The organism is Larkinella ripae, from assembly GCF_054780775.1.
Map to the genome: position 1 here is coordinate 368,927 of NZ_BAAGVR010000022.1, position 25,416 is coordinate 394,342.

At 54.9% G+C, this 25,416-nt stretch carries 19 protein-coding genes; 8 read left to right on the top strand and 11 right to left on the bottom strand.

What is annotated here, in order from left to right; translation table 11 throughout:
- Positions 1-24: 24 nt before the first annotated feature.
- Complete coding sequence (locus tag ACYVHX_RS14390) at positions 25-2,445, top strand: alpha-L-rhamnosidase-related protein (protein ID WP_460672348.1); 2,421 nt, start codon at positions 25-27, stop codon at positions 2,443-2,445.
- On the opposite strand, the gene ACYVHX_RS14395 is transcribed toward ACYVHX_RS14390, so the two are convergent.
- The 10 genes from ACYVHX_RS14395 to ACYVHX_RS14440 form a co-directional block, all read right to left on the bottom strand.
- Positions 2,435-4,063 (bottom strand): hypothetical protein, encoded by a 1,629-nt coding sequence (locus ACYVHX_RS14395; protein ID WP_460672349.1) that lies wholly within the window; start codon positions 4,061-4,063, stop codon positions 2,435-2,437. The genes ACYVHX_RS14390 and ACYVHX_RS14395 overlap by 11 nt on opposite strands.
- Positions 4,063-4,785: a class I SAM-dependent DNA methyltransferase gene (locus ACYVHX_RS14400; RefSeq protein WP_460672350.1), complete on the bottom strand. Its 723-nt coding sequence runs from the start codon at positions 4,783-4,785 to the stop codon at positions 4,063-4,065. The genes ACYVHX_RS14395 and ACYVHX_RS14400 overlap by 1 nt, the downstream gene beginning before the upstream one ends.
- A complete protein-coding gene (locus ACYVHX_RS14405) occupies positions 4,766-5,731 on the bottom strand; it encodes a glycosyltransferase family 2 protein (RefSeq protein WP_460672351.1) in 966 nt (321 codons plus the stop codon). Before ACYVHX_RS14405 ends, ACYVHX_RS14400 begins: the two co-directional genes overlap by 20 nt.
- Positions 5,731-6,822: a DegT/DnrJ/EryC1/StrS family aminotransferase gene (locus ACYVHX_RS14410; RefSeq protein ID WP_460672352.1), complete on the bottom strand. Its 1,092-nt coding sequence runs from the start codon at positions 6,820-6,822 to the stop codon at positions 5,731-5,733. Before ACYVHX_RS14410 ends, ACYVHX_RS14405 begins: the two co-directional genes overlap by 1 nt.
- On the bottom strand, positions 6,819-7,187 hold the full coding sequence (locus tag ACYVHX_RS14415; RefSeq protein WP_460672353.1) for a sugar 3,4-ketoisomerase: 369 nt from the start codon (positions 7,185-7,187) through the stop codon (positions 6,819-6,821). Before ACYVHX_RS14415 ends, ACYVHX_RS14410 begins: the two co-directional genes overlap by 4 nt.
- A gap of 421 nt (positions 7,188-7,608) precedes the next feature.
- Entirely contained in the window at positions 7,609-8,445 is an 837-nt protein-coding gene (locus tag ACYVHX_RS14420) for a ferritin-like domain-containing protein (protein ID WP_460672354.1), read from the bottom strand.
- 15 nt (positions 8,446-8,460) lie between these two features.
- Positions 8,461-9,234: a ferritin-like domain-containing protein gene (locus ACYVHX_RS14425; protein ID WP_460672355.1), complete on the bottom strand. Its 774-nt coding sequence runs from the start codon at positions 9,232-9,234 to the stop codon at positions 8,461-8,463.
- A gap of 338 nt (positions 9,235-9,572) precedes the next feature.
- Entirely contained in the window at positions 9,573-9,908 is a 336-nt protein-coding gene (locus tag ACYVHX_RS14430) for a winged helix-turn-helix domain-containing protein (protein ID WP_460672356.1), read from the bottom strand.
- A 14-nt stretch (positions 9,909-9,922) separates the two neighbouring features.
- On the bottom strand, positions 9,923-13,087 hold the full coding sequence (locus ACYVHX_RS14435; protein WP_460672357.1) for a ligand-binding sensor domain-containing protein: 3,165 nt from the start codon (positions 13,085-13,087) through the stop codon (positions 9,923-9,925).
- Between the two features lie 290 nt (positions 13,088-13,377).
- Positions 13,378-16,281, bottom strand: coding sequence for a putative Ig domain-containing protein (locus ACYVHX_RS14440; protein WP_460672358.1), 2,904 nt, complete (start codon positions 16,279-16,281; stop codon positions 13,378-13,380).
- A 312-nt stretch (positions 16,282-16,593) separates the two neighbouring features.
- Between ACYVHX_RS14440 and ACYVHX_RS14445 the strand changes: the two genes are divergently transcribed.
- Positions 16,594-18,684, top strand: a complete 2,091-nt coding sequence (locus ACYVHX_RS14445; protein ID WP_460672359.1) for a prolyl oligopeptidase family serine peptidase — start codon at positions 16,594-16,596, stop codon at positions 18,682-18,684.
- Positions 18,685-18,770: 86 nt separating this feature from the next.
- Here the strand turns inward: ACYVHX_RS14445 and ACYVHX_RS14450 are convergent, their stop codons facing one another.
- Positions 18,771-19,310 carry a hypothetical protein gene (locus ACYVHX_RS14450; RefSeq protein WP_460672360.1) on the bottom strand — a complete coding sequence of 180 codons (540 nt, stop codon included), beginning with the start codon at positions 19,308-19,310 and terminating at the stop codon, positions 18,771-18,773.
- 330 nt (positions 19,311-19,640) lie between these two features.
- On the opposite strand from ACYVHX_RS14450, the gene ACYVHX_RS14455 reads away from it, so the two are divergent.
- From ACYVHX_RS14455 to ACYVHX_RS14480, 6 genes are all read left to right on the top strand, one after another.
- The gene (locus ACYVHX_RS14455) at positions 19,641-20,159 is read left to right on the top strand and encodes an RNA polymerase sigma factor (RefSeq protein WP_460672361.1); all 519 of its coding nucleotides are present in this window, start codon (positions 19,641-19,643) and stop codon (positions 20,157-20,159) included.
- Positions 20,143-20,907 carry a HEAT repeat domain-containing protein gene (locus ACYVHX_RS14460; protein WP_460672362.1) on the top strand — a complete coding sequence of 255 codons (765 nt, stop codon included), beginning with the start codon at positions 20,143-20,145 and terminating at the stop codon, positions 20,905-20,907. The genes ACYVHX_RS14455 and ACYVHX_RS14460 overlap by 17 nt, the downstream gene beginning before the upstream one ends.
- Positions 20,908-20,943: 36 nt before the next feature.
- Positions 20,944-21,723 (top strand): DUF4097 family beta strand repeat-containing protein, encoded by a 780-nt coding sequence (locus tag ACYVHX_RS14465; RefSeq protein ID WP_460672363.1) that lies wholly within the window; start codon positions 20,944-20,946, stop codon positions 21,721-21,723.
- Positions 21,724-21,730: 7 nt separating this feature from the next.
- Positions 21,731-22,438, top strand: coding sequence for a DUF4097 family beta strand repeat-containing protein (locus ACYVHX_RS14470; protein WP_460672364.1), 708 nt, complete (start codon positions 21,731-21,733; stop codon positions 22,436-22,438).
- Positions 22,439-22,990: 552 nt separating this feature from the next.
- Complete coding sequence (locus ACYVHX_RS14475; protein WP_460672365.1) at positions 22,991-24,061, top strand: alpha/beta hydrolase; 1,071 nt, start codon at positions 22,991-22,993, stop codon at positions 24,059-24,061.
- Positions 24,062-24,196: 135 nt separating this feature from the next.
- Entirely contained in the window at positions 24,197-25,363 is a 1,167-nt protein-coding gene (locus ACYVHX_RS14480; protein ID WP_460672366.1) for a zinc-dependent alcohol dehydrogenase, read from the top strand.
- Positions 25,364-25,416: the final 53 nt, after the last annotated feature.

Consider the following 25,416-nt stretch of genomic DNA (forward strand, 5'->3'; position numbering starts at 1 on the left):
ACGATTCTGACAGGCTCAAGCTTTATGAAAACCCGGCTGCTTTTTTTCTTTGTTCTCTTCGCTTCGCTTTCCTTCGCCCAATCCCCCAGCGCCCCTCCCTCCAGCCGCCCCGGCGGACCGTCCCGCTGGCAAACCGACTTCTGGAAGGCGCAGTGGATCGGGCACCCGACGGCACCGATCCGGGCGTACGGCGTGTACCATTTCCGGAAGAATTTCGAGCTGGCGCAAAAACCGGCTCGCTTCATCGTCAACGTCTCCGGCGACAACCGCTACCGGCTGTTTGTCAACGGCAAGGCCGTGGTGTCGGGCCCGGCCCGCAGCGATCTGCAAAACTGGAATTACGAAACCGTCGACCTGGCGCCCTATCTGACCACCGGCAAAAACACGCTGGCGGCTGTGGTGACCTACATGGCCGAATACGCGCCGTTTTTTCAGATGAATTACCAGTTTGGGTTCATCGTGCAGGGCGAGGGCGACGCCGAGCAGGTGGTGAACACGAACAATACCTGGAAAATCTACCAAAATCCGGCCTATTCGCCGGTAATCAACGACATTCCGAAACTTCGAACCTACATCGTCGTCGGCGCGGGCGACCGGGTCGATGGTGCGAAATACCCCTGGGGCTGGGAAGAAACCGCCTTCGACGACGCCGGTTGGTCGCCCGCCAAACCGGTGGGCTGGCCGGCCAAACCGCGCGGCCTCGGCACCGACGGCAACTGGAATCTGGTGCCGCGGACCATCCCGCTCATGGAAGAAACCCCGCAACGGCTGGCGACGGTCCGGCGGGCGGAAGGTATCGACGTCGATGATGATTTTTTGCAGGGTAAAAATGCCTTCACGGTGCACCGGAACCACAAAGCCGTCATCCTGCTCGATCAGGGTTACCTGACCAACGCCTTTCCGGAACTGACCGTCAGCCGGGGAAAAGATGCGGTCATTACAATGGCCTACGCCGAAGCGATGGTGGACGAAAAACGGCAGAAAGGCAACCGTAATCAGGTGGAAGGCAAACAGTTGATCGGTTTTGAAGACCAGTTCATCGGCGATGGCAGCCGCCAGAAACGCACCTTCCGGCCGCTGCTTTTCCGGACGTACCGGTATCTGCAACTGACCATCGAAACCAAAGGCGACCCGGTTGAAATTCACGACCTGAAGGGGCATTTTACGGGCTATCCGTTTCAGGAAAAAGCCCGGTTTGCCAGCAGCGATGAAAGTCTGAAAACCATCTGGACGGTCGGCTGGCGAACGGCGCGCCTGTGCGCGGGCGAAACCTACTACGATTGTCCGTATTACGAGCAGCTGCAATACACCGGTGACACACGCATTCAGTCGCTGATTTCACTTTATGTTACCGGCGACGACCGGCTGATGCGGAAAGCGATCCTGGATTTCGACCACAGCCGGTTCAACGACGGGCTGACGCAAAGCCGCTATCCGAGCGCGGATTTTCAGGTGATTCCGCCGTTTTCGCTGTTCTGGGTTACGATGGTGCACGATTACTGGATGCACCGCACGGACGATAAACTGGTCGAATCCCTGATTCCGGGCATCACAAGTGTGCTGGACTGGCACGAAAAACGCCTGGCGACCAACGGTCTGAACGGTCCGCTCGAATGGTGGAACTTCGTCGACTGGGCGAAGTGGGAAGCGCCGGACGAAGGCATGGGCGGGGTGCCGAAGGGCGCGCGAAAAGGCGGTTCGGCCATTCTGACCTTGCAACAGGCGTATACGATGCAACGGATTGCGCAGGTGTTTTACCATTACGGCAAAAACCAGCAGGCCGAACATTACCGCGCCGTGGGCAACCGCCTGGCCCGGACGGTCTACGAACGGTGCTGGGATGCGGGCCGGGGCCTGATGGCCGATACGCCCGACAAAACCGGTTTCAGCCAGCACGCCAGCATCTGGGCCATTCTGACCGACGCCGTGCCGGTGGCGCAGCAAAAGGCGTTGATGCAGAAAGTGATGAGCGACCGGGGCGAGGGACCGTCCGGTCTGATTCAGGCCACGTTTTACTTTAAATTTTACCTGTTTCAGGCGCTGAAAAAAACCGGGATGGCCGATCAGTTTCTGCCGATGCTGAAACCGTGGCACGATATGCTGGCGATGGGCCTGACGACCTTTGCCGAAAATCCCGAGCCGACCCGCTCCGACTGCCACGCCTGGAGCGCGGCCCCGAACTACGAATTTCTGTCGACGGTTTGCGGCATCAATCCAGCCTCACCCGGTTTTCAAACCGTGGTCATTACGCCCTACCTCGGCAACCTGCAATTCGCGGAAGGCGCCATGCCGCACCCGGCGGGCGAGATTGCCGTGCGGTTTGACAAAACGCCCACCGGTGGCCTGAAAGGAACCGTCACGTTGCCCGAAGGCTTAACCGGAACGCTGAAGTGGAAAGGAAAAACCGTTGTGTTAAAAGAAGGCCAACAGGCGATTAGTCTGTGACTTTGGCCGGTTTTCGCTCAAAAATCCGGACCTCTTCGACGGTTTTCACCAGCCGGTAATGCCGCTGAATGTAGGCGTCAATGGCCGGAAATTTCTCGAACCGGAAGGCTTCGTCCGCAAACATTGCGATTCTCGGCGACATCACATCGACAAAAAGCCGGGGTTTGTTCCGGTCCAGATCGCGCAGAAATTCCTGCATCCGAAACGGCCGCGTTGAGGTTGGGTAATACACCCAAAACGCGTTGGAATTGCGGTACCCCATCGGTCGCCGGGCGGAAACGTGCAGCCGGTCGAGGTAGCCCCAGAGCACCAGCCGCTCGTGCGGCTGGCTGCAGTTTTGAATTTCGGTGGTAAGCTGCTGAAACAACGGTTCGCCGGGGTGACGGGAAAGCGGTTTTCGATAAACCGTGTTCAGAACCGCCTGACCGGCAATCACCACCAGACAAACCGGCAGGAGAAGCCGCGTTTGGTCCGGACCGATGCCGGCGCACAAAACCGCCAGCACAAACAGGCTCGGCAACAGCAGGAAAAGCAGGTAATGCGGATAAGTGTTACCCGCCTGCAACGCAGCGTAGAAACTGGCCGCCAGCCAGATCAGGCCGAACCCCAGCCGTTCTTTCCGTTCCGGTTTCAGAAAACCGGCAGCACGACTCAGGAAGCCAAAACCGGCCAGAATACCGCCGAAAATACCAATCCAGTAGAAAGCAATCTTGTACGAATGAAACAGATACCGGCCGATGCGCACCGGCGAAAACCGCTCCCAAGGCGATAAATCCGAGTATTCACTGGTGTACGAATAGACAAAATAATTGCTGAAATAATCCCCCCAGAACGATTCCAGATCGTGGTGAGCGGCATAAAAAACCGCCAGCAGCAACACCGGCAACACGGCTCCCGTCAGCAATCCCAACAAGGCTGCAAACCGCCGGTCGCGGTAGCATTTCCAAGCCGCATACAAGCCAAACACCAGCCCCATTGGCACGGTCTGGAACTTCACAAACGGCAGGCAACCCAGCCAAAAACCGAGGCCGAGGACCGCCAATACCGATTGAGTTGGTAAACGGACTAGCCAGAACAAGCCCAGCACCAGCCAGAGATTCCCGGTCACTTCCGTATTGAAACTGGCAAAATCGTGCTCCCAGACGGTACTTAGCAGCAGAATCGGCAGCCAGACGAGCAAGGGGGCGGTTTCGGCGGAAAGATCCTTTCTGATGATTCGTCCGAACAGCCCGAGCGTGATGCACCAGAGCAGCACACCCACGAAATCGGTCAGCCGGTAATCGAGCGGCACCCCCAGGCACTCGACCAGCACCAGTGGCAGCACGGCCAGCGGTCGGCCATCCGAATAATTGAACAGCGTATAAACCGGGTCGTCGGCCTGCCCGACTGTCAAGGCCGTCGCAATCCAGGTGCTGGTGTCTACATTTTGCTCCCGATCCGGCAGATACAACAGGCGAATCGTGATGAAAAGAACAAACGAAATACCGACAAAAAACCGGCCTGAAAACCGGGGGAACGAAGCCGGAAAAACCGCCTTCCACCCGACGGCGGCACTCCACCCAAGCAGGATGAACGCACTGAAAAACCGGAACGGCAGCGCATAAACTACGGTTTCCATCAGCGCATGACGGTGAAAAGCGAACTGCCGAACGGGGGCGTCGGAATCAGGCGCTCTTCCCGTTCGATCAACCGGAACAGCAGGTCGTTCAGCCAGGATGGAGGCATTCGTACATCCGACTGAACGGGCTGCTCCGGACGGAGTCGCCAGCGCAGCAACTGCCCTTTCCGGACGAGCCAGATCGGCATGGTCAGCAGAAAATTCCAGTAAAAAATCCGTTGCAGCGAAAACCCGGACTGCCGGGCGAAGCGGACCAGTTCGGGTTTGACAAACCGCCGGGAAATCGTCAGGGCAATGTCGTGGGTGCCGCGCAGCGCCGGAAAAGCGTTGTTATTGCTGATGAAAATACCGCCCGGACGGAGTCGCTGCCGGAAGCCGCTTAGGATCCGCCGAATCTGTTCGTCATCGAAAAAATACAGCACATCATCGCAGACAATGACGTCGAAGGTTTCGCCGGGCCGGAAGGCGGCAATGGCCCGCAAATCGTGCAGTTCGACGGCGATTTTCCGCTCCCGGCTGAACGAAACCGCATCGGGGGAGGCATCAAAACCGACCGTGTTGGCGTAACCGGCCTGCCGGAGCGAATCGAGTAAACCGCCGGTTCCGCAACCGGCATCCAGAATGTGAATGGCTTTTGTATCCGGGAAATACGCCTGAATTTGCTGAATGACTTTGTGATGCAGAATCCGGTACCACCAGAGTTTACGCTCCACTTGGTACATACGTTCGTACTCGCTCCGTTTTCCGATCATAGTTGAAATGTTCCGATTTGACGACGTACTGCGGTAAGCCGCTTTGCTGCATAAAAAGCCGGCCCACGTATTCGCCGAGCAGGCCCATTCCGAAAAGCTGAATACCGCCCACCAGGCAGACCGTCAGCCAGATCAGGTGATCGGTTTTGGGAAGATGCTGCGTCAGGGTTGCGCTGATGGCTTCGGCCAGCCCGGCCACGACGCTCAGTCCGATCAGAAAACCGCCCAGGGCCGTCAGCAGGCGGAGCGGTTGAACGGAAAAGCCGAAAATGATGGTCAGAAAAAGGGAAATCAGCCGTTTCAGGGTGTAATTGGAACCGCCTTCCTGCCGTTTTTCGTGCTGCACCACCACGCGGCCAATGTTGCGGGTTGTCCGGAAAATCAGGCCGTCCAGATACGGGTAAGGACCTCTGTACTGGATAATTTCCTGAACCACGGCCTGCCGCAACAATTTAAAACTCGACAGGTATAAATCCGACGGTTTTTGCAACAGCCAGGATGTCAGGCGGTTTACCAGCCAACTGCCCAGATTCCGAAACCGGTTGTGGTTCTTTTTTTCATACTGCGAATAGACCACATCGTACTGGCCCTGCTCGGCCGCCCGCAGCAGTTTGATAATTTCCTGCGGAGGATTCTGGAAATCATCGTCGATAATGACGCAGTATTCCCCCCGCGCATAGTTCAGCCCGCACATGACGGCGTGAAACTCGCCGAAATTTTTGCGCAAGGACACAAACTGAACCTCATCGTAATGCCGCGCCAGGGATTCACAGATTTCTTCGGAGGCATCCCGGCTGCCGTCGTTCACCAGCACAATCTCAAACGGGTAGGCAGCCAGCTCGGCCGTCAAGCATTCCACCAGCGGCAAAATAGTTCGTTCGCTGTTGTAAACGGGGATAATGACAGAGAGTAGCATCACACAGGGGCGTTATTGATGGTTTCGATGATGTATTCCACCTCGGCATCGGTCAGGGTGGTGTTGAGCGGCAGGCTCAGCACTTCGCGATGCAGTTGTTCACTCAGCGGTAAAGCCAGGTGGCGGTATTCGGCGTAGGCATCCTGCTGATGCGGAGCTACGGGGTAATGAACCGCCGTTCCAATCTGTTTCTGCCGCAGATACTCCATAAAAGCGTCGCGCTGCGGATGGCGGACGACAAACAAATGCCAGACATCCTGATCCAGCCCGTCGGCGGGTGGTAACGTCAGTTGCGGGTGCCGGATTTCGGTCAGATACCGGCGCGCAAGGGCTTGCCGTCGCCGATTGTCGGCATCCAGATGCGGTAATTTCACACTCAGAAAAGCCGCCTGCAGTTCGTCCAGCCGACTGTTCAGACCCGGAATCCGGTGAATGTATTTCTGTTCCGACCCGTAATTCCGCAATAACCGAACCTGCTGCGCCAACGCATCATCGCTGGTGACCACTGCGCCCGCATCGCCCAGAGCGCCCAGGTTTTTGGTCGGGTAAAAGCTGAAAGCCGCAGCGTCCGAAAGATTCCCAGCTTTGCGGTTTTGGTAGGTTGCCCCGTGGGCCTGAGCCGCATCCTCAATGAGTTTCAGGCCGTATTGATCGGCCAGCGCCCGAATGGGAGCCATATCACAGCATCGCCCGTAAAGGTGAACAACGGCAATGGCCCGGGTTTTTTCGGTAATTAAGGGTTCGATCTGCCGGGCGCTCAGGTTATACGTCCGGGGGTCCGGTTCGGCCCAGACCGGCACTAACTGCAAGGCTGTAATGGGTAAAATGGTGGCGATATAGGTATTGGCCGGTATGATGATTTCGCTGCCGGGCGGAAAATCCAGCGCCCTGAAAATCAGATTGATGGCATCGAGACCATTCCCAACCCCCACGCAGTGTTTCGCTCCGCAATAGGTGGCAAAGCTCTTTTCAAAGGTTTCCACTTCCCGCCCCAGCACATACCAGCCCGAAGCGATGACGCGACTGGCGGTTTCCAGCAAGGCGGTTTTATACGGCTCGTTTACCAGCTTGAGATCTAAATGCGGAATCATGGACGATCGAAAAAGTAATCAGACGGATCATAATACTCGTTCGAAAGCACAAGCAGTATGGTCTCTTTGGAAAACTCATCGATAATATGCCAATCGCCCGGTTCAACTACCAGACATTCATCCGGTTTATCGAGCTGATAATACGATTCCTGATTTCCGTTAGTGACAAAAATCCGGCATTGACCCGACAGGGCAATAAGCGCATTGGATTCTTTTCGGTGGCCGTGCAGGGCGCGTTGTTGGCAGGCGGTCGCTACGTTGTAGATGTAAAAAGCCCTTTTTAATTGACCCGGTAAGATTTTTTCAAATACGGTAAGATCGCCCTTTTCGGCTGAAAAGGTAGTTAATTGTACAAGTCTGGGCATAGAGATGGTGGTTTCGGGCGTGAAAATAGGTATAAATTAATTTTTAAAAAACTAATCGCACCGGCAGCCCCAATAATTATAAAATGCCTTTAAAAACCGCATCGGGTTACGGATAAATGCGACAGGATCAGCCCCGAACAATATCAAATCCTACACCTACTTTTTACTTTAAAATCAACTTAATAACATATGTATTCTACTCATAAAATCCGATTTTATTCTTTTTATTTAATACCTATAACCTAATTCTGCCCTAGTTTGATCTTTTTTTAAACCGCTCAAGCTTTTGTTACTTACCGCCCGCTCACTTTTTAAATACTGGAACTGAAAACCGGGCAGTTAGCCCCAGTAACTTTAGCCCTAAATGCAAAAAGGCTGACCCATCGGGTCAGCCTTTTTAAAATGTATTTCCAAATCAAACTTACATCGAAGTCATTGGTGCGAAGAACGGACCGGCAATGGCCAGTACCTGCTCGGCAGTCAACGGTTCGTCGAACGATTCTACTACGGTTTGTTCGACTTTATTCTGGCCATACAATTTCATTTTGTTTACTTCCATGTTGAAGTAACCGACCAAATCAACACCCGCTTGTGTCGTCTGGTCTTCGCCTTCATACACTTTCGGATCTGCTTCCATGCCGTTTTTACCCGCTGACGCCCAAACCCGCAGATCCCGCATGTAACGGACCGCAGCCGCGTGACGCGCTTCCACAGAGTGAATCCGCAGCGCTACCGGCAATACCATTTTGGAAGTTGCCGACCCCTCTGCCAGCAAGCAGGCCGCCTGGCCTTTATACGCCCGAACACCGGTATCTTCCAGTGCCTGTGCATACGTCAGGAACGTTGGGTAGTCGGCCAGAGCTGCATTCAACGTAGCCGTGTTGTACTTGGGCTGTAACTCGTTCTTTTTCAGACCTAATACGCTTTCGAGCAGATCAACGTGCTGGGACTCGTGCTTGGCGATCTGGACGACATAATTCCGCGTACCCGACGGCAACAAACCGGCTTTGAACTGAGCGGCCCGGTAAAAATCACGTTCCAGGTATTCCAGCGTCAGGGCGAACTTGGCAATGGCAATGGCGTCACCCGCACAGCCCGTTGCTGCGAAAGCTTTATTGACTGTAGCCGCAAAGAACAGCGGAGTAGCCGCAGCCGCTACGGACGTAGTTTTCAACATTTTCCGGCGCGAGTAGGCGATTTTCTCACCAATTTCCGGATCTGCTTTTTCGAAGTGTGCAAATATTCCTAAGAGATTCATGATCGTTCGTAAGGTTTAAGATTTGGATGCTTCGAGTGCCAACAGAGAAGTAGGATCGAGTTCTGTTTTGATGTATTTACCGGCTCTGCCCAGCACTTCCATTATGGTAAGCGATCTTTCCAAACCGTTGTTATCCACCACATAATCCCCGGCAAACAGGGCTCCGTTCGGTTGCAGGACCGAGCTGATCAAAGAAGCGTGCCGAGCTTCTACCGATACGATTTTTCCGGCCAGCGTCAGGTAAAGCTGACCCGTTTCCGTGTTCGAGATCAAAGGACCCGCGCCGTTGTAAGCCGCTACACCCGTATCTTCCAGCACCCGGGCCGTGTTCAGCACTTCCCGACGGTTGGTGAAATCGATGCTGCTCACGTCAAACTCCAGTGAATCGGTGATCCGCATTCCATCCGGAATCGCCAGTTTGAAAAACTCCCGGTGTACCAGTTCGTGATCATGAATATCCATGAATATCATTTCCTCTTTGCTACCCGCAGCGAACGTTTTCTTTTGGATTACGGCCATGTAGAAAGCGGTTTCCAGCTGCTCAAGAGCGTAGGCGTAGTTCAGAATGGCAATATCGCCCGTTCCGAAGCTGACACCAGCTGCCGTTATCCGGGCACCTGAATGCTTGGGCGCAGTTTCGGTAAGCGAATTTTGGCAGGCAGTCAGAAAAGCGCCGGCCGAAACCGTTGTCAAGCCTAAAGCACGCAGAAACATCCGTCGTTCAACCGATGGAACAGCGGGTACGCTCGGGCCTTTTTTGGGGGTAGAGGTACTTGTTAATTCTTCCATAAGAAAAGATTATTTGGAAATTGGGTGTATAAATGGTGTTCCTTGCAAGACAACCATACGAACGAGCCAGCCCGATTTTTGGATTTCAGAAATATCGAATTATTTTTTTTCAGGCTACTATCCGAGGGAACGGGACAGGAAAAGCGCGTTTTTGGGGAAAAACGACCGTTTATCAGAAAATAATAATTTCAAAAAATAATGACCTGAAGGCTAAAAAGAAGACGCAGACTACCGGTTTGGGCAGAAAAATAAACGGAAAATCCGGACAAAAAACACCGGTTTGTCTATACGTCGAAAGCCAGCGTTAATTGCTTTCTAAAGATGAAAGCCGTTCGCAGTTATGAAGGCAAATAGTGAAGTTCCTGCGCCAGAAATTGCTGAAAACGCTCCTGAAGTCCGCGGTAATAAGCGAGGTATTTAATTCCTTCTTCGGTAATTACGGTTCCCCCGCCCCGCTCCCCACCGGTCTGGGTGCTCACGAGCGGAGCGTCGGCCTGGCTATTCATAGATTGAACCAGTTCCCACGCCCTTTTATAAGACATTTTCATTTCCTTGGCGGCCTGGTTAATCGAGCCGGTTCGCTGAATCCGTTCCAGCAGTTCCATGCGCCCAATCCCAAAAAACCGCTCCTGCGCTTCCAGCCAAACTCGTCCGTTGATGCGTAAATCGGTCATACCCCTTAAACTGGTTAAAACAAGGCCGTCACTTTCCGAAAAGAACGCTCCAGCCGGTTTAACGACAAAAACCGGTTCGACGGGCGGAACGTCAGCGTAACGATGGCGCGGGTTCCCTCGCCGGGTGCCGACTGCCATTCGATCTCGCCGTTGATCAGGGCCACCCGCGATTCGATGTTACCGATGCCCAGACCACGCCGGGCTTCCTTGTAATCAAAACCCTGTCCGTCGTCGTTGTAATACAATTTCAGCAGCGGTTCTTCGTACACGAGCCGGATGCTGACCTGGCGGGCGTTGGCGTGTTTCAGGGTATTATTCAGCAGTTCCTGCGTAATCCGGTAGAGCATGAGTTCGGTTTCGGCCTCCAGCCGCGACGGCAGTTCGTCGGCCCAGAAGTGCGTTTCCAGCGTCGATTTATCGATGCGGGAAAGCAGTTCTTCCACAGCCGCCGAGTACCCGTACTGTTCGAGCGTCCGCGGGCTCAGTTCGCGCAGCAGATTCCGGATGTTCCCAATAATATCACTGATGAGTTGCCGGGCCAGATCGCTCAGCGAGGTCGACCGCAGGGGCTGACCCGGCGGATCAGACAGGCGACTAACGTACAGTTTGAGCGTGGCCAGCTGGGTTCCGATTTCATCGTGCAGGTCGCGGGCCAGGTTTTTCTTGATCTGTTCCTGCAACTCGACCGCCAGCCGGGTGTTGCGCTGGTGTTGCCGGTGAATCCGGTTTTCGCGCCGGCGCAGCCAGTAAAAACCGATGGCGCCAATCAACAGGCCGAGCAGCACCAGAAACCAGGCCCGCTGCCAGAACGGCGGCTGGATCACCACCGTCAACCGCTTGATCTTGGGGCTCCACTGCCCGTCTTTGTTGGCGGCTTTTACCCGAAAAATGTATGTTCCCGGCGGCAGGTTGGCGTACCGGACGTAGGTATCACCCCCGGATTTTACCCAGCGGTCATCGTAGCCCACCAACTGATACTGATACGCGTTTCGGCCGTTGCTGTAATAATCGAGCGCCGTAAACTCGAGCGCCACCGTATTCTGATCATAAGGCAGTTCGATCCGCGACATTTCCCCGATGTATCCCTCCGACTCGTACGGTTCTTCGTTGACGCTCAGTTTATGGATGTGCACCGCCGGCATGTAGGAACTCGTCCGGAACTGTTCGGGATAAAACCGGTTGAACCCGTTGACGCCCCCGAAAAACAGTTCGCCATCCCGGGTTCGGAAATAGGCGTTCCCGTTGAATTCGTAGCCCTGCAACCCGTCGGTCAGGTCAAAGTTTTTAAACGTTTTCGAAGCCGGATTAAAAAACGCAATGCCCCGGTTGGTGCTCACCCACAACCGGTTCTGGTGATCGGGCAAAATACCGTATACGAACGGATTGGCCAGGCCCTGCTGGTGATCAAAAATGCTGATGCGGCCCGTGCGGGTGCTTAGGGCGGCCAGTCCTTTGTCCGTTGCCATCCAGACAATCGGCTGCACCGGGTCTTCGTAAAAGTGCAAAACCGTGTAGCCATCCAGCCCGTGAACAATGCGCTGCGGTTGGGCGCGCTTCCCGATTGGTGGCCGTTCGTAGCAGTAAAAACCGCCCGAATACGTGCCCACCCAGTAACGCCCGGCGCGGTCCTTCGCGAGACTGAAAATATTCTGGTGCGAGAGCGTTGGCAGGATCGTAAATTTCTTCTGACGCACATCGAGCAGAAACAGGCCATCTTCCGTAGCCGCCAGCATCGTATTGTTATCAATCGCCAGCAAACGGCGCACAAAATTTTCGACCACCTTGCTGTTGGCCGAGCCCGGCAACGCGATTTTACGGAAGCTAGAGGTTGCTTTATCGAAGGTAAAAACGCCCCCGTTCGTCCCGACCCAGATGCGCTCCTGGGGGTCTTTATAAAGGCATTTGATGAGGGTCCGCGAGGGCAGATCGCTGCGAATGGCCTGGGTCAGATACCGCCGGATAATGCGGTTTTGCGCCCGGTCGAGCACATCGAGACTCCGTTCGGTGGCAATCCACATTTCCGTCGGCGACGTTTCCAGAAACCCGCGCACCACAAAATGGCTGAGTGTGGTGGGGTCTTTGGCCTGGTGCGGTTCATTCTGCGAAACGGCCATTCCCCCGAAAAACGTGGTGCCGGGCACAATTCGCGCCAGGCCGTCGGGGTCGGTATTGGCCCAGATGATGCCCTGTCGGTCGATGTGTATCTTGCAGATTTCGTAGTCCGACAATTGCCGGGAGCTGTTCGTAAAACCGCCCACCTGACTAAACCGCCCGGCGGATTTATCAAACAGCCAGATGCCTGCGCGCTGCGTCCCTAGCCACAACCGCCCGTCCTGATCTTCGGCAATCGTGTAAATGGAGGTGAGCGTACGGCCCTCCGTGGGCATAAATTTCTGATAACGACCGGTTTGTGGCTCAAACCGGATCAGGCCGGATGCGGTGCCGAGCCAGACCACGCCCGCCGTGTCGCAGTGAAACGAAAAAACGCCCATCGACGGCCCGGCTTCGTTGGCCGGATGGTTGCTGAAATAATAATGGGCTTTGCGTTCGTAGAGGTTGTACCGAATCAAACCGGTTGGGGCATGCAGCCAGACATCACCCAGGGGCGTCCGAACCGTCGAATTCAGCTGATCGTATTCGTGGGTGGGGCGGATGGTGGGGTCCAGCACCAGTTTCTGGCGGGTCTTGATCGTGAGCGAAACCATGCCTTCGGCTTCGCTGTAATACAGGACCTCCTGCCCGTTGGCGTAAAACGGAATGGTTTTGCTCTTGAGCGGTTTTTTGTTTTTCGAGTACGAATACAGACAGGTGAAGCGGTCGGTGGCCCGGTCGTAGTAGTTCAGGCCGTATTCGGTGCCGACCCAGAGGTTGCCGTTTTTGTCCTCCACAATGCCGGACACATTGATGCCGACAATCGCGCTGGAGTCGCGCACGTTCGGGCGGTAATGCCGAAAATGGGCACCGTCGTACCGGTTCAGACCATCCTGCGTACCGAGCCAGAGAAACCCCCGGCTGTCGTTGAGGATATGATACACCGAGCCCTGCGTCAAGCCGTCATCGACCCCGATGTGGTCAATCCGGAGGGACTGGCTCAACGGGTCTTTGTCGGCTCCCGACGCGTCTGGCAACCCGAAGGTAACCAACCAGATGAGCAGGAACAAGATACGGGTTAGTTTCATTTGTCACCGAACCGGAAACATCATGGTAAATTAGTGGATAGAATGGTAACCTGCAAATCAGGTTGTTACGACAACTTATTTTAGCGGCTATTTATCAGACCCGCAATTGCCATTCCAAAATTCATTCTTCCGCCAACGAAACGTCTGGTGATATGGTTTTTCGGGTCACCAATACGGTTTTTGGTTTCAACGGAAGCCAGGAGTGCCAATGGACAAACGAGGATAGCGGTGAAACCGGAGAGTTGACCTTTTCTCCGGTTTCACCGCTATCCTCGTTTGTCCTACCCGGTCTACCGTTTGATTACTTTCAGCATCACGGCCTGCGACCCGCTGCTGACCCGCAGCAACAACAAACCCGCCGGTTGCCGGCCGACCGCCACCTGCTGGTGCTCAACGGCTCCGGCCCGGGACAGGTCCCGCTCCGCAACCACCCGGCCGTTGAGGTCGGTGAGTTGCAGCCGCAGCGATTGCCCCTCGGCACCCCGGATTTCCACCGCAACGGTTTCGTCCACCGGGTTACCCAGCAACGTCACCATCAGTTGGTTTTCGCCGACGCCCGCCGATACGCGAGCCGCCGAACCCGGGCAGGTCAGCGATTTGGGCGCTCCTTTCAGTACGTAGGTGCTGTTCTGGATTTTGGCGCTGATCTGGTAGGTGGTGTTATTTTTCAACTGCGCCGGGGTATTGAAGCTGTAAGCGTGGGCGCCGTTTCCTTTCTTGGCATCGAGCAAATCCTGCCGGAAAATGTTGGCTTCCGTCGTTCCGATGGGCGTTCCGTTCGCGTAAAACTCAATGGTCATCGGCGTGTTCGGTTTGTTCCGATCCCACACCCAACCCCGCATGGTGCCGCACTCCACCTTATCCAGGTAGCCTTCAAAGTTGCCGGTCACCGTGGTCGACGATGGCGGCTGGGTTGTTGGCGCCTGAATGGTCAGGTTCACCGTAACGGTGCCGCTGCCTCCGCGCGGGTCAGTCGCTTTATAGGTCATCGGGAACGTGCCGTTGACGGTGGGCGAACCGCTCAGCACCCGATTTCCGGCGTTGAAACTCAAACCGCCCGGCAAAGGCGACAAGCTGTAGGTCAGTGCCTCATTGTCCGGATCGGTGAAAACCGGCAGGGTGGTGGAGTACGACACGCCCTGCTGGGCAGCCACCAGCGTTACGGCCGGGGCCTGCGGGGGGTTGTTGGCCGGTGGTGGAGTACCCGTACCCTGACACTCAATGACTTTCGGTCCGCTTTTCAGAACGAACGTGCTGCCCGTAACCCGCGCCGACAGCGTGTGTTTCTGGCCGTTTTTCAGGCGGTTGTCAATCGTGTACCGGAACGCATGCCGACCGTCGCCCTTGCCCGCGTTCTGCAAATCCTGCCGAAACTCATCGGCGGTCAGCGTGGCAATAACCGTGTTTCCATCCAGAATATCCACCGAAATGGGCGTATTCTTTCTGTTGGCATCCCAGGCCCAGCCCCGAAACGTCTCGCAGTCAGCGCCGTAGAGATAGCCGTCGAAATTGCCCGTCACCACCGGCGGATTGGTGGTACAGGAAACCGTCAGCGCCAGCACGGACGTCTGGCTGCTGCACCCGGTTTTGGTAGCCGTTACGGTATAGCTATACGTACCGGCCGTGCCGGGGGCGGTTATTCCGACCGATGAGCCGCTCTGGCTGACGCCATTCCCGCTCCAGGCATAGCTCACCCCTCCGCAATCGCTGCCCGAACAACCCGCCGTCAGCGTGACCCCCGCATTGCAACTGGCACTGAGGGCCGGGGTGCTGACCGCAAAATTGCAGCTTGCCGCCGGCGTACACGAAACCGGGCTTACCCCGCTGGTTTCGCCTTTGTTCAGCATCGGCTGCGAACTGGCGAAGAAAGTTTGCCCATTGTACGCTGCCGTCAGGGCTTTGTTCCATTCGGTCGCTACGAGGCTCTGGCCCTGGGTGTTGAAGTGGGTTTTATCGGGGTCCGCCAGCCGGAATGCGCTGCCGAACTGGTCGGTATTGGGTCCGGTAAAGATGTTGCTCCGGCCGTAGGGCGACGTAAACGGATCGCCAAACGCTTTGGGCGGAGCCGCCGGATTGTCCGTCTGGTGCGTGTTGTAGCCAATTACTTTAACCTGGCCAGCCACCACGACCGGGTCAGTAAAGCCGCGCTGGTGACTGACCTGGGCAATCACCCAGGGAACCTCCGCCCCCAGATCCGACCGGCTTTGCCCGATCAGTTCGTTCAGCACATCCTCATTGGTTTCCGAGGTGTTGATGGCGTTAGTCCGCAGGTCGTAATACCGGGTTGCCCGCGGAAAAATACCGCCCGAATTTTCCGGCGCCGTATTCGATTTGCTGGGGTCGTCGCGCCGGTCGCTCTCGCCCTGGTGCCACAAAATGGCCCGCAGGCCCGTCTGCCGGGCCTTTCCGCTGAGCAGATTCTTCAGGTTTCGGTACGGAAACCCGTTGACATACCGGGGTTGCCCGTTGCTGAAGGGCGTGTTCCGGCCCTGGCTGCTGTTCCGCCATTCCACCACGCTGGTGGCGGCCATGGCGGTCTGGTAAAATGAGACCGGAACGTTGAGCGCCTGAACCAGCTTGTTGCCCAAACCGCCCCAATACCACTGGAAATGGATGGTGGACGGTGGACAGCCGGGGCATTTGCCCGGGTCGTTCTGCTCAAACCCCTGAAAATTGTTGCTCTGGTCTTTTTCGTTGGAAAACCGCACGAAGGTCGCGTTGCCCGTTTCGTAGGCCGGATTGCCGTCGTTGGCGTAGCCCGAGCCGTTGGACTGACCGGCAATGGCAAATACTTCGCCCACGCCCACATCGACATCGGCGGTTTCGCGCCCGCTATTGTCTTTGGCCCGCACTTTGTACATTCCGCCCGCCATGTCGAGCTGGGCGGTTACCTGACAGGTGCCCGCGCCGGAAATGGCGACGCTGGTCCAGCTTTGGGAGCTGCCGCTGACGGGGTTCAGCGGTCCCTGCGTGCCCCCGGCCAGCGAATATTTATAAAACAACAGTTGCAGGGACGAAATGGCCTGTCCGTTTGTTGACGTAACAATGATTTTGACACTGGACTTGTTGTCTTGCCCGCGCTGAAAAACCATCCCGTTCTGCGGCCACGAAATCACCACCTGCGCCCGCAGACTGGACGCGCCGAACAGAATCATCAACAAAATGCCAACGTTGAAAAATAGATTTTTTTGCATACGATGTGGTTTACAGTAATTTAGGGTTCCAACAAAAAGGCAAGCGACTGATTACTAACCGAAATGTTTGCTTTATAAGACAAAATGCGGTTGTTTTCCAGGATACAATACTATCGCAAATCGCGCTTTTTTAGTAATAAATCCTTAATTATTTTATTACTTAATTCCTATTGCCGGTTATTACCTAGTGAATCCGGCCGATTCCCGCAGAAAAGCCGGTATTTTCCGGCGAGCTGAACTTATTGAGTTGTTTTCTTCTTAACCTAATTTTATCGGATGATGCCAAAATCGTTTCTGACTGCACTGTTGCTTATGCTTGAAATTTCCGGGGCGCTGGCCCAATCCAATGCGGTTTCCGGCCCGCTTTCCTATCCGAAAACCCGCAAAACCGATCAGGTGGATGAGTACCACGGCACCAAAGTGGCCGATCCGTACCGCTGGCTCGAAGATGATCGCTCCGCCGAAACCGGTGAGTGGGTCAAAGCCCAGAATGCCGTAACGTTTGGTTACCTGAAGCAGATTCCGTACCGAAAACAACTCGAAACCCGGCTCGATCAGATCATCAATTATCCGCGCTATTCGGCACCAAGTCGCAAAAACGACTGGTTCTATTTTTACAAAAACGACGGTTTGCAGAACCAGGAGGTGCTCTACCGGCAGAAGGGGCTGGCGGGCACGCCCGAAGTGGTGATCGACCCCAACAAACTTTCGGCCGACGGCACCACGCAGTTGACCAGCTTCAATTTGTCGAAAGACGGACGTTACGCAGCGTACGCCCTCTCGAAAGCCGGGTCCGACTGGCAGGAAATTTTTGTGATGGATCTGCAAACGCTCCGGACGCTGCCCGATAAACTCGAATGGGTGAAATTTACGGGCGCAGCCTGGCAGGGTGACGGTTTTTACTACAGCCGCTACGACCAGCCGGTCGCCGGACAGGAGCTGTCGTCGAAAAACGAGTTCATGAAAGTGTATTTCCACCGGAAAGGCACCCCGCAGGCGCAGGACGAACTGGTGTATGAAGACAAAGCGCATCCGCTGCGGTATTTCTTCGCGCAGACGACCGAGGATGAGCGGTTTTTAATTCTGAACATCTCGGAAGGAACCGACGGCTCCGAAATCTGGTATAAGGACCAGAAAGACGGCAGCAAGGAATTTAAGCGGCTTTTCGAAGGCTTCAAATACAATTATTCCGTGATCGACAACGTGGGCGACGACCTGCTGGTGTACCACAACAACGGCGCACCGAATTACAAAGTCTCGAAGTCCACGCCAAAAACCGGGGCCATCAGCGACCTGATTCCCGAAAAACCGGAGAAACTCGACGGCGTTCACACGGCCGGGGGAAAACTGTTTGCCAATTACCTCAAAGATGTGACCTCCCGCATTTCCGTGTTTGACCTGACCGGCAAGCGGGAGAATGAGGTGCAATTACCGGGTTTGGGCACCGTGAGCGGTTTTGGCGGGGAACGCGACGACAAATTCGTTTTTTACACGTTTACGTCGTTCACGTTTCCGTCCACGATTTACCGCTACGACATCGCTACGCAGAAAACTACCCTGTTTCGGGCACCCGAAGTCGATTTCAAACCGGCCGACTACGAGACCAAACAAGTCTTTTTCACCAGCAAAGACGGCACGCGGGTGCCAATGTTCCTGACTTACCGCAAGGGCCTGAAGCTGGACGGCAGCAACCCGACGATGCTGTACGGCTACGGCGGTTTTAATGTCAGCCTGACCCCGGGTTTCAGTGCGTTGCTGATTCCGTTTCTGGAACAGGGCGGTGTTTATGCGATGGTGAACCTGCGCGGGGGCAGCGAATACGGCGAAACCTGGCACGAGCAGGGCATGAAACTCAAAAAACAGAACGTGTTCGACGATTGCATTGCCGCGGCCGAATTCCTGATTGCGCAAAAATACACCACCCCGCAAAAGCTGGCGCTCCGGGGCGGTTCGAACGGCGGTTTGCTGGTCGGGGCCGTCATCAACCAGCGGCCGGATTTGTTTCGGGTGGCCATTCCGCAGGTGGGTGTCATGGACATGCTGCGGTTTCATAAATTCACCGTGGGCTGGGGCTGGGTGTCGGACTACGGCAGCAGCGACAATGCCGACGAGTTCAAGGCCATCTACGCGTACTCACCGATTCATAACATCAAAACCGGCATCAGTTATCCGGCCACGATGATCACCACCGCCGACCACGACGACCGGGTGGTTCCGGCGCATTCGTTTAAATACGCGGCCACGTTGCAGGAGCGCTATAAAGGCCAGAACCCGGTGCTGATCCGGATCGAAACCAACTCCGGTCACGGAGCCAGCAACACCCGGAAAATCATCGAGACGATGGCGGATATTCACGCCTTCACGCTGTGGAACATGGGCGTGAAGAGTTTGAAAGGTTATTAGACCAAAAGCCACAGACCTTTCTGGGTACTAAACAGAAAACCCGCCGGAAGCTTGCTCCCGGCGGGTTTTCTGTTTGTTGTTCGCTGTTAAAACTTGAAAGAGATCCCTATTTTCAAAGGTGCTACACCGTAACCAACCTCGGCAAAAGCGCCCAGATTGGGTTTGAAATAGTAGCGACCGCCAAGGTGCAGGCCAAACAGGACCCGGTTTCCGTAAGCGTTATCGTAAAAACCGGAAAAACCGGAATTATCGCTGTAGCTTGAGATGTAGTACCCCAGCGCCAAACCACCGTACAAATCCAGTTTTTCGTTGTTCAGGTTCAGCAATTCGTTTACGTGGTACGAACCGCGTACGGCCACTGGAATGAACGTGTAGCGATATCTATACCCGGAACCTCCGAAACCATAATTGTAACTCCAGGTATAAAAGTCCGCCTGAGCACCCACGCTGATTTCGTCGGTTATACCCACTTCGAACGAAGCACCGATGGGAACACCGCCCCCGTAGTAAGCGCCCAGACCAATACCGGCGTTCAATAATTTATCACCTTTTTGATATTGTGCAAAAGACTGCGTTCCGACCAGCAGTAGGGCCATCACAAGTAGTGAGGAGAGAATTTTTTTCATTAGTATGAATGAGTTAGATGTGAAACTTGGGCCAAAATAAGGGAGTTTATCAACGTCTTACAAGTGGTGAATGGTCAGTTGGTCTTATTTGGGCAAAAATCGGGTAGAATTCCCTTAATTTTTCGTAGTAGTAACCCTTATTCACGTTTCAGTACCAAGTAGTTCTACGTATTAGGGTACGCAGGATTCGCGTAGTTACATGAATTTCAACCCATAAACCAGACAACGGTTTCGGTCTCCTGCCCATTTTTGCTTCCGGGAGAAAAGAAATTTCAGAATTTTTACCGCCTGTTGTAATGAAGGACGGTTGCAATCGTCTTTGGTATTGAAATGGATTTACAAGCCTTCAAACAAAAGGTACTCCCCGTCCAGGGCCGGCTTTTTCGGCTGGCCAAACTGTTTCTGCGCAACCGCGAAGAGGCCGAGGATACGTTGCAGGAGGTTTTGATGCGGCTTTGGACCAAACGGCAACAGCTGGATGCGTACAACAGCGTGGAAGCACTGGCCGTGCAGATGACGCGAAATCTGTGCCTCGACAAGCTGAAATCCCTGGCCAACCGGACTACCGACGGTGATGCGGAATTGACGTCCGCGCAGGCCCACGGGATTTCGCCGTATGAGCAGACCGAATTATCAGACAGCGCAGCCCTGATCCAGCGCATCATCGCCGAACTGCCGGAATCGCAGAAACTCATCCTGCACCTGCGGGATGTGGAGGAGTATTCGTTTGAAGAAATTGAAGAAGTAACCGGACTGACCATCAACAACATTCGGGTGATTCTGTCGAGAGCCCGGCAACGTGTGCGGGACAGTTACCTAAAGATGAACGATTATGAAGCAGGATATTGAAAAGCTGCTGGAGAAATATTACGCCGGCGAAACGACGCTGGAAGAGGAAAAGCAGTTGCGGGATTTTTTCAACGGCGACGCGGTGCCCGCCCCCTTACAGAACCAGGCCGGGCCGTTCCGCTACTTTGCCGAAAACCGGAAAGAGCAACCGTCGCTGGGGTTTCACAAGCGGCTGAACGACCAACTCGAACCGGGCCGGTTTCGGAGCCTGAGCACCTGGAGTTTGCGGCTGGCGGCCAGTGTGGCCCTGCTGGCGGGCGGTTTTGTGGGCGGCTTGTACTACAGCAACCGGACTGTTGACCCGACCGGGCCGGATAACACGTCGGCGGTGGCGATTAAAAAGGCGCTGGATTTCAACCAGATGGCGCAAACCTCGGCCAGCGAACGGATTCAGGCCGTGAATCAATCGTCGGAACTTCCGGAAACCAGTCAGGACATTACGCAACTGCTCGTCAACACCCTGAATTTCGACGATAACATCAACGTCCGGCTGGCGGCTTGTCAGGCGCTGATGCGACTGCCGAACGAACCCGGCGTCCGCGAATCGCTGATCCAGTCGCTTAAAATTCAGACGGATCCGTACGTCCAGATTATGCTGATCGAAGCGCTGGTTTCCATTCAGGAAAAACGGGCGGTGACCGAAATACAGCGCCTGGCCCAAAACCGGCAGGTGTTGGAGGTGGTCCGCCTGAAAGCCGAAGAAGGGCTGAGCCGGCTGACCCAGCCCAAAAACCCTTCGGCTTCCTGATTTCTCCGATTTCACTTTTAGACCAAACCAATGAGAATGAGAAAGATCACACTGCTGATTGCCACGGCTTTATGCTGTATGCTGGAAACCCAGGCGCAGGAATACAAAGCCAAACTCGGCAATGCCAAAGACCGGAAACTGACCCTCGAAATGGACGCCGGTAATTTTAAAATCGAAGGCTACGACGGCGACGAAGTGAGCATCCGGGCATCGACGGGGCTGGATGCGCCCCCGGAACGCGCCAAGGGCCTCAAGCCGCTGTACTATTCGGCGGTCGATAATTCGGGCATCGGGCTGGCGGTTACGCCGGACAATGCGGGCCTGAAAATCGAAAAAGCCACCCGCAAAGAAATTGATTACACCCTTCGGGTGCCCCGCAAAGCCTCTATTCTGATCCGGCAGGTCAACTGGCGGAACGGTTCGGTGACGATCAGCAACGTAGACGGCGACCTGGAGATCAAAACGACCAACTCGCCCATTACGCTTAAAAATGTAAGCGGTCCGGTGGTTGCCAACACCACCCACGGGGAGGTGAACGTCGTGTTTGCGAACCTGAGTCAGGAAAAACCGACTTCCATCACCACCATTTCGGGAGACGTGGATGTTACCCTGCCCGCCAACGCCAAAACCAACATGAAGCTGCGGTCGATCGACGGCGAAATGTACACGGATTTTGATCTGGGTCTGAAAAGCGCCCGAGACGGTTTGTCAAAAGTGGGCGGAGCCCGCAACATAGAAGGCTCGACCAATGGCGGGGGCGTTGAAATTCAGCTCAATACGATCGGCAGCAACATCTACATCCGGAAGCAAAAATAATACGACCGTGAAAAAACTTCTATTCCTCCTCCTGACCGGTTTGCTCGCCAGCCCGACCTTCGCTCAGAAAATTATCGAGAAAAAAATCGCGTTCACGCCCGCGCAACTGGTCAACCTGAACCTGAAATTTGCCGACAGCATCCGGGTCCGGTACTGGGACAAAGCCGAAGTGTCGGTCCGGATTGCGGTTACGATCAACAGCGGAAAGCTGAACGACGCCCTGCTGGTGGAATCCGGTTCGACGGCGGGTGAAATCACTCTTAAAACCGACTTCGACCGCGAAATACTCAAACAGGGCAAGGCCGAGGATTGTCCCGACCAGAAGCAGAAGCCATCGACCTGGCGCACGGAAATGAACGGGCAGACCTATTACGTTTGCAGCACCATCCAGTATCAGGTCATGCTCCCCCGCCAGGCGAAACTGCGGCTGGAAACCATCAACGGAAACATCGACATTGAAGGCGCCACCGAAGCGGTTTTTGCCAAAACCATCAGCGGTTTTGTGGACCTGAACTGGCCCGGAGCGAAAGGCGCGAATCTGGCCCTGAAAACCATCACGGGCGAAGTGTATTCCGATCTGAACATCGACCTCAAAACCAAAAAGCAATCAAACCCGATCGTCGGTTATTTGCTCGAAGGAACCGTCAACGGCGGTGGACCGGAAGTGCGGCTGGAGTCGATCAGCAACAACGTCTACGTTCGGCGGAAAAAGTAAAAAGGGAACGGTGAATGTAAAATGCTGAATGGCGAATGTAAAAGGGTTTCTCTCCAGAACTTTTACATTCGCCATTCAGCATTTTACATTCACCATTTTTCTGTAAATTTCTTCTCTGCTGGCTTTTATACTCAACTGGTTCGACGGTTTTCTGATCGACCTTAAAAGCTACTTCAAATATAATCCGGCCGATTACGACGGTTCCCGGTTTTTTACCGATCCTTAGCGCCGGGCTGGATCAGCCGCAATAACCCGGTGCAAGTTACGCTGCCCGGAAACCCGCAAGACTTCTAAAACCGTACGGATTCAAAGCGCCTGACCTGGCCCTAGCCGCTTTCGGCACTAACGCTTCGGTACAGAATCCGGCCGACTTGGCTTAACCACGTTTCCCTCAAAAAGTTTCATTTGAGGCTCAATTAGGGCCAGATCCTCACTATTCACCCGAATCAAATCCAGAACCGACCCCGCGCGCGTAAAGTGATTAACTAATATCACAAACGACGTTTTATGAAAAAGTTGAACACACGCTATTTGACAACGAATTTTCTGTCCATGCCGAAAAGAACGAAAGCCAGTGTCTACGGATTGCTGGTTTTCCTGCTGACCTCACTGGCTTCCTGTTTGCAGGATCACCAGCCCCCTCCTTCGCTGGCGCCCGTCGACTGGATGGCGGAACTTGACCCGCAGATGAAGGAAGTCATCGACGAATTACTCCTGCTGAATCCAGAGCCCCTCTGGAAACTTACGCCGGAGGAAGCCCGCAAAAAACCGTCGGTGAAAGATGCGGTTTTGTCGGTGCTGAAGAAAAAAGGGATGCAGCCGCCCATGCCCAACGTCACATCCAGCGAGATTTTCATTCCGGGTTCGCTCACGATTCGGGCGGTGGTTCACAAGCCCGCTAATGCGTCGGGGCCGTTGCCGGTGATCCTGTATTACCACGGGGGCGGCTGGGTGATTGCCAGTCCGGAGGTGTATGAAGCGTCGGCGAAGGGGCTGGCCGAAAAAGTGGGCGCCATTGTGGTGGCCGTCGATTACCACAAAGCGCCCGAAAACAAGTTTGCCACGGCGCACCTCGATTGTTACCAGGCGTATAAGTGGGTGAAAGCGAACGCGGCTTCGCTGGGTGGCAACCCGGCCAAAATAGCGGTTGCGGGCGAAAGTGCAGGCGGAAACATGTCCGTGGGCGTTTGCATGATGGCGCGCGACAGCGGCATTGCCCTCCCCTTGCACCAGTTGCTGGTGTATCCGGTGGCGAATAACGACCTGACGACCGAATCGTACATCAAATACCAGAACGCCAAACCGCTGGATAAACCGCTGGTCGAATGGTTTGTGGATAAGTATTTTAAAACCATGGAAGATGGCAACAGTCCGTTGATTTCGCTCGTGGACAAGGCCAATCTGAGCGGTTTGCCACCGGCTACGATCATTGCCGCCCAGATCGATCCGCTGCTGACCGAAGGACAACAACTGCGGGATGCGTTCACGAATGCCAAGGTGAAAGTCACTTACCAGTATTATGAAGGCGTTACGCACGAATTTTTCGGTACCAACGCCCTGGTTTCCAAAGCGGAGCAGGCGCAGAATTTTGCGGCAGATCAACTGAAAGAAGCATTCAAATAAAAACCGCCGGCTGGTGCGTTCAGAAAGGCCGCTGAGTGCTGGCCGTTCCCTCACCAGGCCGGCCGGTTTCCAACTCCTTTTCTTTATTCGGGTTAATAACGATTGAGGTATTGCTAAACATGATCGACTCCATCCATGAAGGCAGCAGTTTTTCACAAAATCGGTGACATTCGGGTCGAAACCATCGACGATCCCAAAATTGAGCAGAAGCGCGACGCCATCATCCGCGTCACGTCCACCGCCATCTGCGGTTCGGACCTTCATATTTACGACGGTTTTATTCCGCAACTGAACAACGAGGTGCTCGGCCACGAGTTTATGGGCATCGTGGAAGAGGTCGGTTCGGAGGTGACCACCCTTAAAAAGGGCGACCGCGTGATTGTGCCCTTCACGGTGGCCTGCGGGCAGTGTTATTTCTGTCAACACGGTTTTCAGATGCACTGCGAAAATTCCAATCCGGAGCATTACGGTCCCGACGGTGGCATGCTGACCGAAAAAGGCGGTGGGCTCTTCGGCTACACCGATCTGTACGGCGGGTTCAACGGCGGGCAGGCCGAATACGTGCGGGTGCCCTATGCCGACTACGGCCTGCGCCACGTTCCGGAAGAATTGACCGATGAGCAGGTGCTGTTCCTGACGGATATTTTTCCGACGGGCTGGAGCGCCATTGAGTGGGGCGAGTTGAAAGGGGGCGAAACCGTAGCCATTTTCGGGTCCGGCCCGGTGGGTTTGATGGCCCAGAAAGCCGCCTGGTTGCAGGGCGCCGGTCGCGTCATAGCCATCGACCCGGTAAACTACCGGCTGGAACGCGCCAAACGCGTCAACAAGGTGGAAACCATCAACCCCAACGAAGTCGATGTGATCGAAGCCATTCGGGAAATGACCGGCGGCCGGGGCGCCGATGTGTGCGTCGATGCGGTCGGGATGGAAGCCGAACGGAGTTTTCTGGAAAAAGCCAAGGCCGTCGTCAATTTTGAAAAAGGCACGCCCAAGGTGATGGAACTCTGTTTTCAGGCCGTGCGCCGGGGCGGTATTGTGCCGGTGGTGGGCGTTTATGGCAGTCCGTACGACAATTTCCCGATTCACCGCATTTTCGACAAAGGCATTACGATGCGGTTCGGGCAGTCTTTCGTCCACGAACGGATCGACCAGTTGCTGGATCTGGTGGTGCAGGGAAAAGTGGTGCTCGATGATATCATCTCGCATTCGCTGCCGCTGTCGGAAGCCTCGCGGGCCTACGATATTTTCAAGCATAAAGAAGACGATTGCACCAAGGTCGTTCTCAAACCCGGCAGGGCGTAAGCTCCCTGCCAGAAAACGGCTGCGGTTTTATTCTTTCATTCCTAACCCCCCGA

What these genes read in the sequence shown, in the direction of transcription:
- ACYVHX_RS14390 (WP_460672348.1), top strand. Translation starts at nt 25, where the DNA reads ATGAAAACCCGGCTGCTTTTTTTCTTTGTTCTCTTCGCTTCGCTTTCC.
- ACYVHX_RS14465 (WP_460672363.1), top strand. Translation starts at nt 20,944, where the DNA reads ATGAGAAAGATCACACTGCTGATTGCCACGGCTTTATGCTGTATGCTG.
- ACYVHX_RS14435 (WP_460672357.1), bottom strand. Translation starts at nt 13,087, where the DNA reads ATGAAACTAACCCGTATCTTGTTCCTGCTCATCTGGTTGGTTACCTTC.
- ACYVHX_RS14455 (WP_460672361.1), top strand. Translation starts at nt 19,641, where the DNA reads ATGGATTTACAAGCCTTCAAACAAAAGGTACTCCCCGTCCAGGGCCGG.
- ACYVHX_RS14410 (WP_460672352.1), bottom strand. Translation starts at nt 6,822, where the DNA reads ATGATTCCGCATTTAGATCTCAAGCTGGTAAACGAGCCGTATAAAACC.
- ACYVHX_RS14475 (WP_460672365.1), top strand. Translation starts at nt 22,991, where the DNA reads ATGCCGAAAAGAACGAAAGCCAGTGTCTACGGATTGCTGGTTTTCCTG.
- ACYVHX_RS14445 (WP_460672359.1), top strand. Translation starts at nt 16,594, where the DNA reads ATGCTTGAAATTTCCGGGGCGCTGGCCCAATCCAATGCGGTTTCCGGC.
- ACYVHX_RS14415 (WP_460672353.1), bottom strand. Translation starts at nt 7,187, where the DNA reads ATGCCCAGACTTGTACAATTAACTACCTTTTCAGCCGAAAAGGGCGAT.
- ACYVHX_RS14405 (WP_460672351.1), bottom strand. Translation starts at nt 5,731, where the DNA reads ATGCTACTCTCTGTCATTATCCCCGTTTACAACAGCGAACGAACTATT.
- ACYVHX_RS14450 (WP_460672360.1), bottom strand. Translation starts at nt 19,310, where the DNA reads ATGAAAAAAATTCTCTCCTCACTACTTGTGATGGCCCTACTGCTGGTC.
- ACYVHX_RS14395 (WP_460672349.1), bottom strand. Translation starts at nt 4,063, where the DNA reads ATGGAAACCGTAGTTTATGCGCTGCCGTTCCGGTTTTTCAGTGCGTTC.
- ACYVHX_RS14420 (WP_460672354.1), bottom strand. Translation starts at nt 8,445, where the DNA reads ATGAATCTCTTAGGAATATTTGCACACTTCGAAAAAGCAGATCCGGAA.
- ACYVHX_RS14440 (WP_460672358.1), bottom strand. Translation starts at nt 16,281, where the DNA reads ATGCAAAAAAATCTATTTTTCAACGTTGGCATTTTGTTGATGATTCTG.
- ACYVHX_RS14460 (WP_460672362.1), top strand. Translation starts at nt 20,143, where the DNA reads ATGAAGCAGGATATTGAAAAGCTGCTGGAGAAATATTACGCCGGCGAA.
- ACYVHX_RS14400 (WP_460672350.1), bottom strand. Translation starts at nt 4,785, where the DNA reads ATGTACCAAGTGGAGCGTAAACTCTGGTGGTACCGGATTCTGCATCAC.
- ACYVHX_RS14480 (WP_460672366.1), top strand. Translation starts at nt 24,197, where the DNA reads ATGAAGGCAGCAGTTTTTCACAAAATCGGTGACATTCGGGTCGAAACC.
- ACYVHX_RS14425 (WP_460672355.1), bottom strand. Translation starts at nt 9,234, where the DNA reads ATGGAAGAATTAACAAGTACCTCTACCCCCAAAAAAGGCCCGAGCGTA.
- ACYVHX_RS14430 (WP_460672356.1), bottom strand. Translation starts at nt 9,908, where the DNA reads ATGACCGATTTACGCATCAACGGACGAGTTTGGCTGGAAGCGCAGGAG.